18 protein-coding genes and 1 pseudogene are annotated in these 12747 nt (G+C 67.3%); 17 read left to right on the forward strand and 2 right to left on the reverse strand.

Annotated elements, in window-relative coordinates:
• The first annotated feature begins 12 nt into the window (after positions 1–12).
• The 9 genes from ACPYIS_RS00940 (at position 13) to ACPYIS_RS00980 (ending at position 6497) form a co-directional block, all read left to right on the forward strand.
• Positions 13–261 (forward strand): PP0621 family protein, encoded by a 249-nt coding sequence (locus tag ACPYIS_RS00940; protein ID WP_424858731.1) that lies wholly within the window; start codon positions 13–15, stop codon positions 259–261.
• On the forward strand, positions 233–1972 hold the full coding sequence (locus tag ACPYIS_RS00945) for a two-component system sensor histidine kinase NtrB (protein WP_425973775.1): 1740 nt from the start codon (positions 233–235) through the stop codon (positions 1970–1972). The genes ACPYIS_RS00940 and ACPYIS_RS00945 overlap by 29 nt, the downstream gene beginning before the upstream one ends.
• Positions 1973–1987: 15 nt before the next feature.
• Positions 1988–2554: a nucleotidyltransferase domain-containing protein gene (locus ACPYIS_RS00950; protein WP_424858729.1), complete on the forward strand. Its 567-nt coding sequence runs from the start codon at positions 1988–1990 to the stop codon at positions 2552–2554.
• Positions 2555–2564: 10 nt separating this feature from the next.
• Positions 2565–2912 carry a DUF86 domain-containing protein gene (locus tag ACPYIS_RS00955; protein WP_424858728.1) on the forward strand — a complete coding sequence of 116 codons (348 nt, stop codon included), beginning with the start codon at positions 2565–2567 and terminating at the stop codon, positions 2910–2912.
• Entirely contained in the window at positions 2909–4285 is a 1377-nt protein-coding gene (locus ACPYIS_RS00960) for a sigma-54-dependent transcriptional regulator (RefSeq protein ID WP_424895222.1), read from the forward strand. Before ACPYIS_RS00955 ends, ACPYIS_RS00960 begins: the two co-directional genes overlap by 4 nt.
• A 46-nt stretch (positions 4286–4331) precedes the next feature.
• Positions 4332–4475, forward strand: a complete 144-nt coding sequence (locus ACPYIS_RS00965; RefSeq protein WP_424895221.1) for a hypothetical protein — start codon at positions 4332–4334, stop codon at positions 4473–4475.
• Entirely contained in the window at positions 4472–4774 is a 303-nt protein-coding gene (locus tag ACPYIS_RS00970; RefSeq protein WP_424895220.1) for a nucleotidyltransferase family protein, read from the forward strand. Before ACPYIS_RS00965 ends, ACPYIS_RS00970 begins: the two co-directional genes overlap by 4 nt.
• A gap of 219 nt (positions 4775–4993) precedes the next feature.
• Positions 4994–5437, forward strand: a complete 444-nt coding sequence (locus tag ACPYIS_RS00975; RefSeq protein ID WP_424895219.1) for a pilin — start codon at positions 4994–4996, stop codon at positions 5435–5437.
• A gap of 40 nt (positions 5438–5477) precedes the next feature.
• Positions 5478–6497: a hypothetical protein gene (locus ACPYIS_RS00980; protein WP_424895218.1), complete on the forward strand. Its 1020-nt coding sequence runs from the start codon at positions 5478–5480 to the stop codon at positions 6495–6497.
• Here ACPYIS_RS00980 and ACPYIS_RS00985 read toward each other — a convergent pair.
• The gene (locus ACPYIS_RS00985) at positions 6381–7346 is read right to left on the reverse strand and encodes an IS481 family transposase (protein WP_424894388.1); all 966 of its coding nucleotides are present in this window, start codon (positions 7344–7346) and stop codon (positions 6381–6383) included. The two genes, ACPYIS_RS00980 and ACPYIS_RS00985, sit on opposite strands and share 117 nt — an antisense overlap.
• A gap of 117 nt (positions 7347–7463) precedes the next feature.
• Here ACPYIS_RS00985 and ACPYIS_RS00990 point away from each other — a divergent pair, with 117 nt between their 5' ends.
• The gene (locus tag ACPYIS_RS00990) at positions 7464–8057 is read left to right on the forward strand and encodes a hypothetical protein (protein WP_424895217.1); all 594 of its coding nucleotides are present in this window, start codon (positions 7464–7466) and stop codon (positions 8055–8057) included.
• Positions 8054–8950, forward strand: coding sequence for a 5'-nucleotidase (locus ACPYIS_RS00995; protein WP_424895216.1), 897 nt, complete (start codon positions 8054–8056; stop codon positions 8948–8950). The genes ACPYIS_RS00990 and ACPYIS_RS00995 overlap by 4 nt, the downstream gene beginning before the upstream one ends.
• Positions 8951–9074: 124 nt before the next feature.
• Here the strand turns inward: ACPYIS_RS00995 and ACPYIS_RS01000 are convergent.
• Positions 9075–9263 (reverse strand): annotated as a pseudogene (locus ACPYIS_RS01000) (Lrp/AsnC family transcriptional regulator); the annotation flags it as partial.
• A gap of 71 nt (positions 9264–9334) precedes the next feature.
• Between ACPYIS_RS01000 and ACPYIS_RS01005 the strand changes: the two are divergent.
• The 6 genes from ACPYIS_RS01005 (at position 9335) to ACPYIS_RS01030 (ending at position 12744) form a co-directional block, all read left to right on the forward strand.
• Positions 9335–9916, forward strand: a complete 582-nt coding sequence (locus tag ACPYIS_RS01005) for a Uma2 family endonuclease (protein WP_424895215.1) — start codon at positions 9335–9337, stop codon at positions 9914–9916.
• Positions 9917–10059: 143 nt separating this feature from the next.
• Entirely contained in the window at positions 10060–10356 is a 297-nt protein-coding gene (locus ACPYIS_RS01010; RefSeq protein WP_424895214.1) for a nucleotidyltransferase family protein, read from the forward strand.
• The gene (locus tag ACPYIS_RS01015) at positions 10353–10829 is read left to right on the forward strand and encodes a hypothetical protein (protein ID WP_424895213.1); all 477 of its coding nucleotides are present in this window, start codon (positions 10353–10355) and stop codon (positions 10827–10829) included. The genes ACPYIS_RS01010 and ACPYIS_RS01015 overlap by 4 nt, the downstream gene beginning before the upstream one ends.
• Positions 10830–10868: 39 nt before the next feature.
• Positions 10869–11252 carry a fluoride efflux transporter CrcB gene (gene crcB / locus ACPYIS_RS01020; protein WP_424895212.1) on the forward strand — a complete coding sequence of 128 codons (384 nt, stop codon included), beginning with the start codon at positions 10869–10871 and terminating at the stop codon, positions 11250–11252.
• Positions 11253–11300: 48 nt separating this feature from the next.
• Positions 11301–12011 carry an orotate phosphoribosyltransferase gene (gene pyrE, locus ACPYIS_RS01025; protein WP_424895211.1) on the forward strand — a complete coding sequence of 237 codons (711 nt, stop codon included), beginning with the start codon at positions 11301–11303 and terminating at the stop codon, positions 12009–12011.
• Between the two features lie 91 nt (positions 12012–12102).
• Positions 12103–12744, forward strand: coding sequence for a DUF4124 domain-containing protein (locus ACPYIS_RS01030; RefSeq protein ID WP_424895210.1), 642 nt, complete (start codon positions 12103–12105; stop codon positions 12742–12744).
• Positions 12745–12747 lie beyond the last annotated feature (3 nt).

The raw sequence follows: 12747 nt of genomic DNA on the forward strand, positions 1-12747 counted from the left end.
CGGAAAGTCCCCATGTTCAAGTGGTTGCTGGTCATCGCCGTCGTCGTGCTAGGCTACGTGTGGTGGCGGCACCAGCGCCAGATCAGCCCGCGCGAGCGCGCGGCGCAGCGCCCCCCGTCGGCGCCCGCGTCGGGGCCAGCTACGCCGGCAGCGATGGTGCGCTGCCGTCACTGCGGCGTGCACCTGCCGGCCAGCGATGCCGTGCGCGGTGCGCTGGGCCCATACTGTGGCGATGAACACCGCCGACTCGCCGAAGGCTGACGCCGCGGGCGCCTCGGGCTTTGCGCCCTCGTGGTATGCCCCTGCCGGGGCGGAGACAGCCCCGCACGGGCTCGACCCCGACACCGCTCGGGCCAGTGCCGAGACGGATGACGCCGTCTCGCCACGGCTGTGGCGGCTGCTCATGGGCGCGCGGCTGCTGGTGGCGCTGGCACTGCTGGCAATGCTGGCCACCGCGTGGTGGAACGGCAACGCCCCCGGCTGGATGGTCGGGCTGTGCGGCGCACTGGTCGCCGTCAGCGCGCTGGCAATCGCCTGGCCTGGGCTGGGCCGCCGCCGTGGCGGCCCCGGGGCGGCGCGCTGGCTGCTCACGGTCTGGGCCGACCTGGGCACCTTTGCGCTGCTGCAGGCCTACGCGCCGGGCAACATCAACTTCACCCCGCTGTTCGTGTGGCCGGTGCTGCTGGCCGCCGTCGCGGGCCCCCGGCTGCTGGCGCTGGGCAGCGCCGCCGCGGGCACCCTGGCACTGTTGGCAATCGCCTGGGCCCGCAGCCCCGGGTCAGCCGATACCCAGGCGTGGCTGCAGGCCGCGGTCACCGGCAGCGGGCTGTTCATCGTGGCCCTGCTGGCCAACCACCTGAGCACACGGCTAGCACGAGAGCAAAGCGCCGCCCGCCGCAGCCGGCAATTGGCCACCCTGCACAACCGCGTCAACCAACTCATCGCCACTGGCCTGGACGAAGGCATCGTCGTCCTGGACGAGCGCGGCGCCGTTTGGTATGCCAACCCGGCCGCGGCACGCATGCTGGGCGCCGACACCACCCACCCACTGCGCCACACGCCCGCATGGCCGCTGCTCGCCGGCTGGGCCCGCGGTAGCCTACGCGCACAGGCGCTGGCCCGTCCGCCCGCGGCCGATGGCAGCGCGGGTACCGAGCAGGACCTCGTCCTACCCCTGCCCGATGGCAGCCAACGGCGCGTTCGGGTACGGCTGCGTACCGCCCAGGTAGCGGACCTTCCGGCGGCGGCCGTGCTGTTTTTGGCCGACGTGCATGAGCTCGAACAGCGCGTGCACACCGAAAAACTGGCTGCCATGGGCCGCGTATCGGCCGCCGTCGCCCACGAAATCCGCAACCCGCTGGCGGCCATCGCCCAAGCCAGCGCGCTGCTGGCCGAAGACGACGCCACCCCCGCCCAACGCCACCTCATCGGGTTGATCGAGCAAAACGTCCGTCGGCTCGGGCGCACCGTGGACGATATCTTGGAAGTCGCGCGGCCTCCCAGCCCCGACGAGCCGCGGGCCGCCCCCGCGCTGCCGCTGGACGAGGCGGTGGACGCGGTGCTGGCCGACTGGCTGCGCCAGCACCCGCAGGGCCCACGCCTTCTGCGGCACGCCGCGGGTGCCGACGCCCGCATCGCCTTCGACCCCGAGCACCTGCGACGTGTGCTGGTCAACCTGCTGGACAACGCCGACCGGCACGCGCCACCCACTCCCGGCACCATCCGGGTCGAAACCAAAGGCGGCACCGACCACGCCTCGATCACCGTCTGGAGCGAAGGGCCCGAGCTGCCCCCCCACGTGCGCGCGCACCTGTTCGAGCCGTTTACCACCTCGCGCAGCCGCTCCAGCGGACTGGGGCTGTATCTGTCGCGCCAACTCTGCCAGCGCTATCATGCCAACCTGAGCTACGAGCGCAGCGCGCGCGACGGACGCGAGGGACATGCGTTTTGCGTGCGGATGGCGCGCCGGTAAGCCCAGAGACAAGGCATGACCCTTCGTGACGATCCCCCCCTACTCATCGTCGAAGACGAACCCGACCTGCGCCAGCTCTATGAACTGGCGTTGGTCAAGATCGGGCTGGCGGTGGAAGCCGTGGGCGACGTGGCCAGTGCGCGCCAGCGGCTGGCACAGCAGCGCTATCGTGTCGTCGTCACCGACATGCGGCTGCCCGACGCGCCGCGAGGCGCAGGGCGGCCTGCCTCAAGCACTCTTCCAGCGGTATCATGTCGGCGTCGATCAAGAGCGTCGCAAGCGAGACCGAGAGCCGCCATGCACCCTGTCATCGAGCGTCATCGCGCCGAACTCAAAGCGCTGGCACGGCGCCACGGCATCGTGTCCATCAGCGTATTTGGATCCATGGCACGCGGGGATGCCGACGAAGACAGCGATGTCGATCTGCTGGTGGAGACCGCACCGCAAACCAGCGGATTCGCGTTGGGGGCGCTGCTCATGGACGCGCAGGACATTTTGGGTCGGCCCGTCGATGTCGTCACGGTCTCGTCGCTGCATCCCCTGTTGCGAGAACGCATTCTGCGCGAAGCACGCCCATTGTGATTGACGGATCATGAAGCCCGGCCCCGAATCCGATGCGGTCTACATCTCACACATGTTGGAGTGTATCGACCGGGTGCAGGAGTATGCCCAAGGCGATGCTGCACGCTTCCGAACCACCCGCATGGTGCAGGATGCCGTCATACGCAATCTCCAATTGATGGCTGAATCCAGCCAGCGCATTTCGGACGGGTGCAAGGCAACCGCGCCCGAAATCCCGTGGCGGGCCATTGCAGGGTTTCGCAATGTGCTGGTGCATGACTACCTTGCCATCGATATCGAAGCCGTCTGGCAGGTCGTTGAACATGAGCTTCCTCCGCTCAAATTGGCCTTGCTTCGGATGCAGCGTGAGCTACCGTGACCCCATCCCCCCTGCTCATCGTCGAAGACGAACCCGACCTGCGCCAGCTCTACGAGCTGGCGTTGGTCAAGATTGGGCTGGCGGTGGAGGCCGTGGGCGACGTGGCCAGTGCGCGCCAGCGGCTGGCACAGCAGCGCTATCGTGTCGTCGTCACCGACATGCGGCTGCCCGATGGCACGGGGCTGGACCTGCTGCGCGAGCTGGCGCGCGACGGCCGCAGCGAGCGCACCATCGTCATCACCGCCTACGGCTCGGCCGACAACGCGGTCGAGGCGCTCAAGGCCGGCGCGTTCGACTACCTGACCAAGCCCGTCACCCCCGCACGGCTGCGGCAGGCCATCGCCACCGCACTGGCGGCCGCGCACCCCCAGGGTGCCCCCGTGCCCGCCGCGCCACCCGCGCCAGACGAACCCCCTGCCGCCCTGCAACGGCTGGTGGGCGACTCGCCCGCCATGCACGCCGTGCGCCAGACCATCCAGCGCGTGGCGCGCACCATGGCGCCGGTGCTCATCACGGGCGAGTCTGGCACCGGCAAAGAGCTCATCGCACGCGCGCTGCACGCCTGCAGCCACCGCGCCAGCGGCCCGTTCGTGGCCGTCAACTGCGGCGCCATCCCCGCCGAGCTGCTGGAGAGCGAACTCTTTGGCCACCGCCGCGGCGCCTTCACCGGCGCCAGTGCCGACAAGCCCGGGCTGTTCCAGGCCGCCGCCGGTGGCACCCTGTTTCTGGACGAAGTGGCCGACCTGCCACTGGCCATGCAGGTCAAGCTGCTGCGCGCGCTGCAAGAGCGCGCCGTGCGCCCCGTCGGCGCGACGACCGAAGAGCCCGTGGACGTGCGCCTGGTCAGCGCCACGCACAAAGACCTGGCCCGCCTGGTGCAGGGTGGCCAGTTCCGCCACGACCTGTACTACCGCCTCAACGTTATCCCCATCCACGCGCCCGCGCTGCGCGACCACCTGCCCGACCTGCCGGCGATTGCGCAAGCCATCCTGGAGCGGCTGGCGCAGCGCGACGGCCTGCCGCGCGCACCCACGCTGACACCGGCGGCGCTGGATCGCCTGCGCGCCTACCCCTTCCCCGGCAACGTGCGCGAGCTGGAAAACCTGCTCGAGCGCGCGCTGGCCCTGCACCCTGGGCCGGTGCTGGACGCCGACGCCTTCACACTGCTGACACCACCCACCGCCACCATGGGCGACACCCCGATGGCACCAACGACCGATGCGCCCTCGCGCGATGCCGACGCCCCCTTGAGCCGCGCGCAACTCGAAGCCCTGCTGCAGCGCCACCGCTGGAACCAGTCGCGCACCGCGCGCGAGCTGGGCTGGACGCTGGCCAAGCTGCGCTACTGGATGCAGCGGCTGGGGGTAGGGTAGAGATCGAATACCTGCTTGTCGCTCGCGACCGCGATACGATCCCCCCATGCCACCGTCCCCCATCGACCTCACCCCTCTGCGCCGGGCGCTGACCGCTCCACTGGTGCCCGATCTGTCGTTCAACGACCTGCTGCACACTGCCGCCGACGCCGGGTTGATCGACGACACACCGCACACCAGCCGCCGATGACCGCCGCCGCCCTGATGCTCAGCGATGCGCAGCGCGCCCTGCTGCGCCGCATCGTCGCCGACACCATGCCCGGCGCGCGCGTGGCAGTCTTTGGCTCGCGCGCCACGGGTCGGGCGCGGCCGTTTTCCGACGTGGACCTGTTGGTGCTCTCGCCTGACCCCCTGCCAGACGTGCAGCGCCTGGCCCTCATCGACGCGCTGGAGGCCAGCGAGCTGCCCTTTCGGGTGGACGTGGTGCCCATCGCCACGCTACCCCCCGGGTTGCGCGACCGCGTGCTGGCGGAGGCGCTCGCGCTATGAGGCCATGGGCACCTCTCTTTGAACATCAAAATTTAACGTTTGACGTGAAGAGTTGAAGCGCGAGCTCATCCACGAACGCCACGATTCGCCAGGACACTCGCTCATGCCAAGAAAAGCCCACCTCACGAGAAGCGACTGGATGGTTGGCACGCTTCATGCTTTCCTGTTGGCGCTCCCATTCAGGGGCCATGTCACACCAACATTGGAGGTTTTACATTCATGAAACGCACGCAACAAGGCTTCACGCTCATCGAACTCATGATCGTCGTGGCGATTATCGGCATCCTGGCCGCCGTCGCCATTCCCGCGTATCAGGACTACACCGTGCGCGCCAAGGTCACCGAAGGCTTGAGCCTGGCCGCCAGCGCCAAAACCACCGTCTCGGAAAATGCTGCCAACGGCAGCGCCAACCTGTGTGCAGGCTTTACCGCCCCGACAGCGACCGCTGCTGTGTCTTCCGTGGAGTGCAACGGCACCAACGGGACCATCACCATCACCTACACCGCAGCCGCCGGCAATGGCACCATCACCATGGTGCCGACGTCTGGCGGTAACGCGCTGGCAGCAGGCGCCGTTCCCGCTGGCGGCAGCGTAAGCTGGGACTGCACGGGTGGTTCGCTCGCAGCAAGATATCGCCCGGCGCAGTGCCGTACCAACACTTGATGCCATCAGATTCGACGCCATAACGACAAACCTTTCATTCATGGTGGGCCGCTTGCGCGGCCCATTTTTTTACATGCGTTCGGTTTTGCTGGCCGCACTGTCGGCTTACTTGCTTGCCACGCCACTGCTGTGGATGCCCGTCGGCATCGAATGGCACGACCAGCAGCGCTGGTTCCAATTGCTTCTGCTTACAGGAGCCTTCATCTATTCGGCATGGCGTCCCTGGGCGTGGCAGCCGCTGTTGCGCCGCCCCGGGGCATTTGTGATACTGGTCGTTGCGCTCGGCGCGGGGCTACTCGCCAGTGCATTCGCCGCCAAGCCTGGCTGGGCGGTCATGGAAGTCGCGCTTACGCTCGGTCTGATCCAATTGGCGCTGCTGATCGCCTGGGCCTACGTACAGCAGCCGGTGACGGGTCGAGCCTTCACCGTTACGCTGGGTGCCGTGGCCGCGCTATTGACGACACAAACGCTCGCAGCGCTGCTCGCCGCCTATGTACAGCGCATGCCACTCGACCCGTGGCTGCTGCTGAGCGGTTTCGCAAACATCCGCTTTTTCGGCCAGGTCGTCACCGCGATCGCCCCGCTGCTGGTTGCCGGCTGGATGTTGCAAAGCACCCTCCGATGGCGCCGCACTCTGGCCGCCTTGGCGATGCTGTGGTGTTGGACGGGCTGGCTGTCGGGCACGCGCGGCACCTGGCTGGCCGCGGCGGTGTGCGCCGTGACGGCAGCGCTGCTCCCATTTCCTGTGGCGCGACAGTGGGCGCGACGGTTTGTGGCCGCCTGGGCAGGGGGACTCGTCATCTACCTATTGACTCACGGTGTGATACCGCGCTTGCTGGCGGTGGATGTGGTGCAGCCCATCACTGATCGCCTGACGCTTGACAGCTCCGGTCGTTGGATGCTTTGGCAGGTCGCTGCACAAGAGTGGTGGCACACGCCATGGCTAGGTGTCAGGTCCCGGACGATTACGTGGTTTGAAGATGAAAAGATCGGGGCGTTGAGGGTACCACTTTTTCAAGGCCTCCAGAGGTGTTATGTGTCCGATTGCCTTCTGGGGTAAATGATGGTTGTACAGCCAAACATAACGGGTCAAGGTAGTCTCGAGGTCCTCGGCGCTGTTGAAGTGATGGGTGGCAAGGACCTCGGCAATACGGCCGTTGAAGCGTTCGACCATGCCATTGGTCTGAGGGTGTCTGGGCTTGGTGAGGCGATGCTCGATGCCAAGGGCCTGGCAGAGCTGATCGAACTCGTGCTTCCCGGACGGTGCGCGCGCGCCTGAGGCGAAGAGGCGATCCGTGAACTCCTTGCCGTTGTCGGTGAGGATGTGCGTGATTCTGACCGGGCAGGTCTTGTGCAAGGCCTTCAGGAAGCTTCTGGCCGCGGCTGCGGTCTTGTTTGGCTTAATCTGGATGAAGACCCAACGGGTGGCGCGGTCAATGGCGACGAAGAGATAACGCCTCTGATGTTCGTCGGGCATCTGCGGCAGGTACTTGACGTCGATGTGCAGGTAGCCCGGCATGTAGGTCTTGAATGGCTTGGAAGCAGGCGCATCCTTGGCTTCACTGGGCAGTTGGGATAGGCCATGGCGCTTGAGCAGACGATACAGCCCAGAACGTGAGGCCCGGGGGTTGATGAACTCCCGTGTGACCACCAGCAGATCGTCAAGGGGTAGCTGGAGGGTCTTGCGCAGCTCCACCACCAAAAGCTCCTGCGCCGGGGTGAGCGTCGTCTGCAAACGATGCGCGGTATGCGGGCGATCTTCCACAAAGTCCCGACGCTTCCAGCGGCGGATGGTGTCTTCGGATACGCCCAACTCGGCTGCCAAGGCCGCAACCGACAAGGACGAGGACTGGATGTAGGCGCGGGTGGCGGGGGTTGTGGTGGCGTTTTTGTGTAGGCGAATAATCATGGTTGAGCGCTCCGGAGGTTGTCGATCAGCTCTCGCATCACTGCGCGACTAACGAAGAGTGCACGACGCGAAGGATCTATGCAATCGTCCGGAACCCTACAGCTAGGAATCGGCCCCATGCACCTGGCCAACATTCCCACCCTGCCCAACGCGCACCCACATAATATCGTGCTGCAGTGGCTCGCCGAATGGGGCGTGATCGCAACGTTGGCTTGGGTGCTGCTATTGGCAGGCTGGCTGCTGCATCTGCTCTGGCGCGTACCCCAAGGCCACGCTTATGCTGCCTGGCCTCAACGACAACGCACGCTCTATTGGGGCGTCTGCATGGGGCTGTGGGGCAGCGCGGCGCAATCCTTGGTCGATGGCAATTTGGTCATGCCTTATCCGCAGATGGTGATTGTGGTCTTGGCAGGACTGGCCCTTGGGATGACCGTATCCAACACCCAACCCTGGCTTAACTTAACCCCCTCATCTGGCGCGGTTTCTGGGCGCTCGGTAGTGACCCTGCGGCTGGTTTTGCTGTGTAGTGGCGCCGTCGTTCTCCACCATTTGTGGGTCATGACCCCGACGCTGGAGCAGCGCCCCCACCAATGCCTACCTTTCTGTGGCGGGCCGCTGCCGCCACGACTGTGGAGCCAAGGGATGATCGCGTGGGACGACGACCTCTATCGGCTACCATCGAGGACATCCGACATCCCCCCTTCCCCATGAGCGGCACCGATACGGCCTCACTCACCGTCGCCATCTCCTCGCGCGCGCTGTTCGACTTCGAGGCAGAAAACCGCGTCTTCGAGGAGGGCGACGACCGCGCCTACATGCAATTGCAACTTCAGCGGCTGGAGCAGCCAGCTGCGCCCGGCGTGGCGTTTTCGCTGGTGCAAAAGCTGCTGCGCTTCAACGATGCGCGCGCGCAGCGGGTGGAGGTGGTGATTCTGTCGCGCAACGACCCCGTATCTGGCATGCGCGTGTTTCGCTCCGCGGCGCACTACGGGCTGCCCATCCAGCGCGGCGTGTTCACACGCGGCGCGCCGCCGTGGCGCTATCTGCGGCCGCTGCGCGCCAACCTGTTTTTGTCGGCCAATCTGGACGACGTGCGCGCCGCGCTGGAGGCCGGCTTTCCGGCGGCGCAGGTGTACCCGCACGCGCAGCGCGCGTCGGACGCACACCCGCACGAGGTGCGCATCGCCTTCGACGGCGACGCGGTGCTGTTTTCGGACGAGGCCGAGCGCGTCTTTCAGGCCGAGGGGCTGGATGCGTTTCAGGCGCACGAGACCGCCAAGGCCACCCAGCCGCTGCCTGGTGGGCCGTTCAAGCCGCTGCTTGAGGCGCTGCACCGGCTGCAGCAGGAGGGCACGGACGCCATGCGCATCCGCACCGCGCTGGTCACCGCGCGCAGCGCCCCGGCGCACGAGCGCGCCATTCGCACGCTCATGGACTGGCGCATCGAGGTGGACGAGGCGATGTTTCTGGGCGGACTGCCCAAGGGCGAGTTTTTGCGCGAGTTCGAGCCCGATTTTTTCTTCGACGACCAAACGCGCCACGTGCACAGCGCCGCCGAGCACGTGCCGGCCGGGCACGTCGCCGCCGGGGTGATGGGCGGCTGAAGGGGCGCGAGAGGGCGCTACCCGCCAAGCCCGTTGCGGAGAGCGGCTCGACGCCCAAGCCGTGCGGTCATCCCTGGCACTGCGCATGGGCTTGACCCGAATCCGGGTCGGGGAGTGGCGAGACAATTTTCTGCCGGTCGAGGATGGCGCGGTAGCCGGTGATGAAGCCGGCTTCTTCGAGCGCGCGCACCCGTCGCCAGCAGGGCGCGGCGCACAGCCCCACACGGGCGGCCAGTTCGGCATTGGACAGCCGCCCGTCGGCCTGCAGCTCGCGCAGGATGGCCAGGTCGAATTGGTCGAGGCGCGGGTTCATGGACGCTATCTTGCCGCGGATTGCGGCGTTCCGTCACAATGCAGCACTGCACCGCTTGCCAGGAGTTCCCCATGACCGCGCTTACCCAGCCCAAATTCGGCGCCGAGGACTATCTTGCTTGGGAGGCCAACCAGCCTGTGAAGCATGAATACCTCGCGGGCGAGGTATTCGCGATGGCGGGCGGCAGCGACGCGCATGTGACGGCATCGGGCAACCTCTACGTTGCTCTGCGCACTCACCTGCGCGGCACGCCCTGCCGCACCTACATTGCCGACATGAAGCTGCGCGTGGCGGCAGCGGACGCGTATTTTTACCCCGACGTGTTTGTCACCTGTTCGGCCGCCGACGCCCAGCAGCCGCTGGAAAAGGCCGAGCCCGTGCTGGTGGCCGAAGTGATTTCGCCCAGTACGGAGGCCTTTGACCGCGGGGGTAAGTTCGCGGCCTACCGCAGCCTGCCGAGCTTGCAGGAATACCTGCTGATCGACCCCGACCGCCGCAGCGTCGAGGTCTACCGGCGCGACGCCAGCGGCCACTGGGTGCTGTACCCCTACAGCGGCGACGAGGTGCTCGAACTGGCCAGCGTGCATCTATCGCTGCCTTTGGCGCAGGTGTTCGAGGATATCGCGCCCGCAGTTGGGGCGGCGGCGGGCTGATGCGGAGACGCCCCACCCGATGTGGTGCTGGTCATCGTGGGCGATGCGCCCAAGCAGGCGCTGTACGCGCAGGCGCAAACGCCGGAGAGCATCTTCGCCGCCGGGGTGATGGGCGGCTGAAGTTGCGCTAGACTGGTGTTGCGATGCGCCTGACGCCCACCCAACGCCAACTGATCCGCGACGCCGTGGCGGCCACGTTCGGGCCCTCAGCGCGGGTGCGGCTGTTTGGCTCACGCACCGACGACCAGCGACGCGGCGGCGACATCGACTTGTTGGTGGAGACCGACGCCCCCCTCGACACCCCCGTGCAGCATCGACTGGCCCTGCTTGCGCGGCTGGAGCGCGCCTTGGGCGAGCGCCGCATCGACGTGGTGTTGGCACACCCTGGCGACACACGCCCTATCGTTGCGGTCGCCCGTGAGCAGGGGGTATCGCTGTGACCACGCCAGCACCCGAGCGGCTGGCGCTGCATCAAGCGTTGGCGACCTGCCGCAGCCACCGCGATGGTCTGGTGGATGCGCTCACCGACATGCCGCAGCCGCCGACCGATGCCTACGCACTGGAGCACCTGGCGCGCGGAGACCGGCGCGTTTTGGACCAATTCGCCTACCGCTACACCCGGTTGCAAGACGACATGGGCAGCCGTCTGTTGCCGGCCATATTGCGCGCGCTCGGCGAAGATGTTGCCGTCATGTCCACCATCGACCGCTTGGCGCGCTTGGAACAGCTGGGTTGGATTCCATCGGCGGACGAATGGTTAGAGCTGCGGCGCGTGCGCAACGAATTTAGTCACGATTACCCGGACGCCCCGAAAGAACGATTGGAACGGCTACGACTGGCATTCGCTGCGGCCGGTCGCTTGCTGGCGGTATTGGCAGACCTCGAGCAGCGCATTCATGCACGCTGGGGTTGATCCGATACGGCTCTCGACGCACCGCCACCGGTTGACACCATGCTGACCTCCACATTCGCCATCGTCGCCGGCGCCGGCATCGGCGCGCTGCTGCGCTGGTGGCTGGGACTGGCGCTCAACGCGGTGCTGCCGCACTTGCCGCTGGGCACGTTGGCCGCCAACTGGGTGGGGGGTTACGCCATCGGGCTGGTGGTGGCGTTCCTCATGCACCACCCGGAGCTGAGCCCCCACTGGCGGCTGTTTCTGGTGACAGGGCTGTTGGGCGGGTTGACGACGTTTTCCAGCTTTTCGGTCGAGGTGGTATCGCTGCTGCAGCAGGGGCGGCTGGGCTGGGCGCTGGCGGCGATGGGTCTGCACGTGGGCGGCTCGCTGGCGCTCACCGCGCTGGGCTTTGCCACCTGGGCTGGCCTGCGTGGCAGCTGATGCGCCGCCGCCCGCCCCTACAATGGCAGCGGTTGATCTCATCGCATCATGGCTGATACTGCTGCCCCCTCCCCTTGCGATGCTGGCGCGCTGGCGCAGCGTTTCGTGCAATTTGCCCTGGAAGCGGGCGTGCTGCGCTTTGGCGAATTCAAAACCAAGGCCGGGCGCCTGAGCCCGTATTTTTTCAACGCCGGGCTGTTCAACGACGGCGCCAAGCTGGGCCAGCTGGCGGCGTTTTACGCCGATGCGATTCTGGCCAGTGGTATCGCGTTCGACATGATTTTTGGCCCGGCGTACAAGGGCATTCCGCTGGCGGCGGCGGTGGCGGTGGAGCTGGCGCGGCGCGGGCACAACACGCCGTTTGCCTTCAACCGCAAGGAGGCCAAGGACCACGGCGAAGGCGGCTCGCTGGTGGGCGCGCCGCTTCAGGGGCGGGTGCTGATCATCGACGACGTGATGAGCGCGGGCACGGCGGCGCGCGAGTCGATCGCGCTCATCCGTGGCGCGGGCGCCACACCGTATGCGATGGCGATTGCGCTGGACCGGCAGGAGATGGCCACCGAGGTGGCCCCCGACGGCACCGTGCGTGACGTGCCCTACAGCGCCGTGCAGTACGTGCAGCGCGAGCTGGGCCTGGCGGTGTGCGCCATTGCCAAACTGGACGACTTGCTGCAGTATCTGCAGCAACAAGACGACCCCGCCATGCAGGCCCACCGCGAGCGCGTGCAGGCGTACCGCGCACGCTACGGCGTGGCATGAGGGGGCCCACACCGGACACCCACCGATGCCCTTGCACACCCCCTCACGCCATCGCCCACCCCATCCCTGTCGTGCTGCCCGGGTATGGCTCGTGGCCGGGTGCCTGTTGGCCGGCCCGGTGGCGGTGGGGGCGCAGACCAAGGCCCCGGCGGCGGGCAGCATCTACACCTGTATCGATGCGCGCGGGCGGCTGCTGTCGTCGGACCGGCCGATCCCCGAATGCCGCGACCGCGTGCAGCACGAGATTGGCCCCAGTGGCACGGTGCGCCGGGTCATCGCCCCACCCCCCACGCCCGAGGAGCAGGAGCGCGCCGCCGCCCAGCAACGCGCGGCCGCCGAGGCCGCCGCGCGCGAGGCAGACCAGCGCCGGCGCGAGTCGCTGCTGCTGGCACGCTACCCGGATGAGGCATCGCACCAGCGCGCACGCGCCGAAGCGCTAACCCAGGTGCAGGCCACGATCGACAGTGCACAACAGCACGCCCAGGCACTGGAACAAGAGCGCCAACGCCTGGACGAGGAGATGGCCTTCTACCGCAAAGACCCGGCCAAGGCGCCCCCGGCCCTGAAGCAGCGGCTGGCCACCAATGCGCAGCAGCGGCAGCTGCAGGCGCAGTTCATCGCCGACCAGGAGCGCGAGAAGGCCCGCATCGAGGAGCGCTTCGATGCCGAGCGGGACACGCTGCGCCGCTTGTGGACAGGAGCCAGCGCCACACCCAACGCCGCCCCGCGCTAGCGC

Source organism: Tepidimonas sp. HKU78 (assembly GCF_049860815.1).
In the GTDB taxonomy this organism is placed as follows: Bacteria; Pseudomonadota; Gammaproteobacteria; order Burkholderiales; family Burkholderiaceae_C; genus Tepidimonas.

Bases quoted from the DNA above. Each gene is read 5' to 3' on its own strand.
- ACPYIS_RS00940 (WP_424858731.1), top strand. From the start codon at position 13: ATGTTCAAGTGGTTGCTGGTCATCGCCGTCGTCGTGCTAGGCTACGTG.
- ACPYIS_RS00945 (WP_425973775.1), top strand. From the start codon at position 233: ATGAACACCGCCGACTCGCCGAAGGCTGACGCCGCGGGCGCCTCGGGC.
- ACPYIS_RS00950 (WP_424858729.1), top strand. From the start codon at position 1,988: ATGACCCTTCGTGACGATCCCCCCCTACTCATCGTCGAAGACGAACCC.
- ACPYIS_RS00955 (WP_424858728.1), top strand. From the start codon at position 2,565: ATGAAGCCCGGCCCCGAATCCGATGCGGTCTACATCTCACACATGTTG.
- ACPYIS_RS00965 (WP_424895221.1), top strand. From the start codon at position 4,332: ATGCCACCGTCCCCCATCGACCTCACCCCTCTGCGCCGGGCGCTGACC.
- ACPYIS_RS00970 (WP_424895220.1), top strand. From the start codon at position 4,472: ATGACCGCCGCCGCCCTGATGCTCAGCGATGCGCAGCGCGCCCTGCTG.
- ACPYIS_RS00975 (WP_424895219.1), top strand. From the start codon at position 4,994: ATGAAACGCACGCAACAAGGCTTCACGCTCATCGAACTCATGATCGTC.
- ACPYIS_RS00980 (WP_424895218.1), top strand. From the start codon at position 5,478: ATGGTGGGCCGCTTGCGCGGCCCATTTTTTTACATGCGTTCGGTTTTG.
- ACPYIS_RS00985 (WP_424894388.1), bottom strand. From the start codon at position 7,346: ATGATTATTCGCCTACACAAAAACGCCACCACAACCCCCGCCACCCGC.
- ACPYIS_RS00990 (WP_424895217.1), top strand. From the start codon at position 7,464: ATGCACCTGGCCAACATTCCCACCCTGCCCAACGCGCACCCACATAAT.
- ACPYIS_RS00995 (WP_424895216.1), top strand. From the start codon at position 8,054: ATGAGCGGCACCGATACGGCCTCACTCACCGTCGCCATCTCCTCGCGC.
- ACPYIS_RS01005 (WP_424895215.1), top strand. From the start codon at position 9,335: ATGACCGCGCTTACCCAGCCCAAATTCGGCGCCGAGGACTATCTTGCT.
- ACPYIS_RS01010 (WP_424895214.1), top strand. From the start codon at position 10,060: ATGCGCCTGACGCCCACCCAACGCCAACTGATCCGCGACGCCGTGGCG.
- crcB (WP_424895212.1), top strand. From the start codon at position 10,869: ATGCTGACCTCCACATTCGCCATCGTCGCCGGCGCCGGCATCGGCGCG.
- pyrE (WP_424895211.1), top strand. From the start codon at position 11,301: ATGGCTGATACTGCTGCCCCCTCCCCTTGCGATGCTGGCGCGCTGGCG.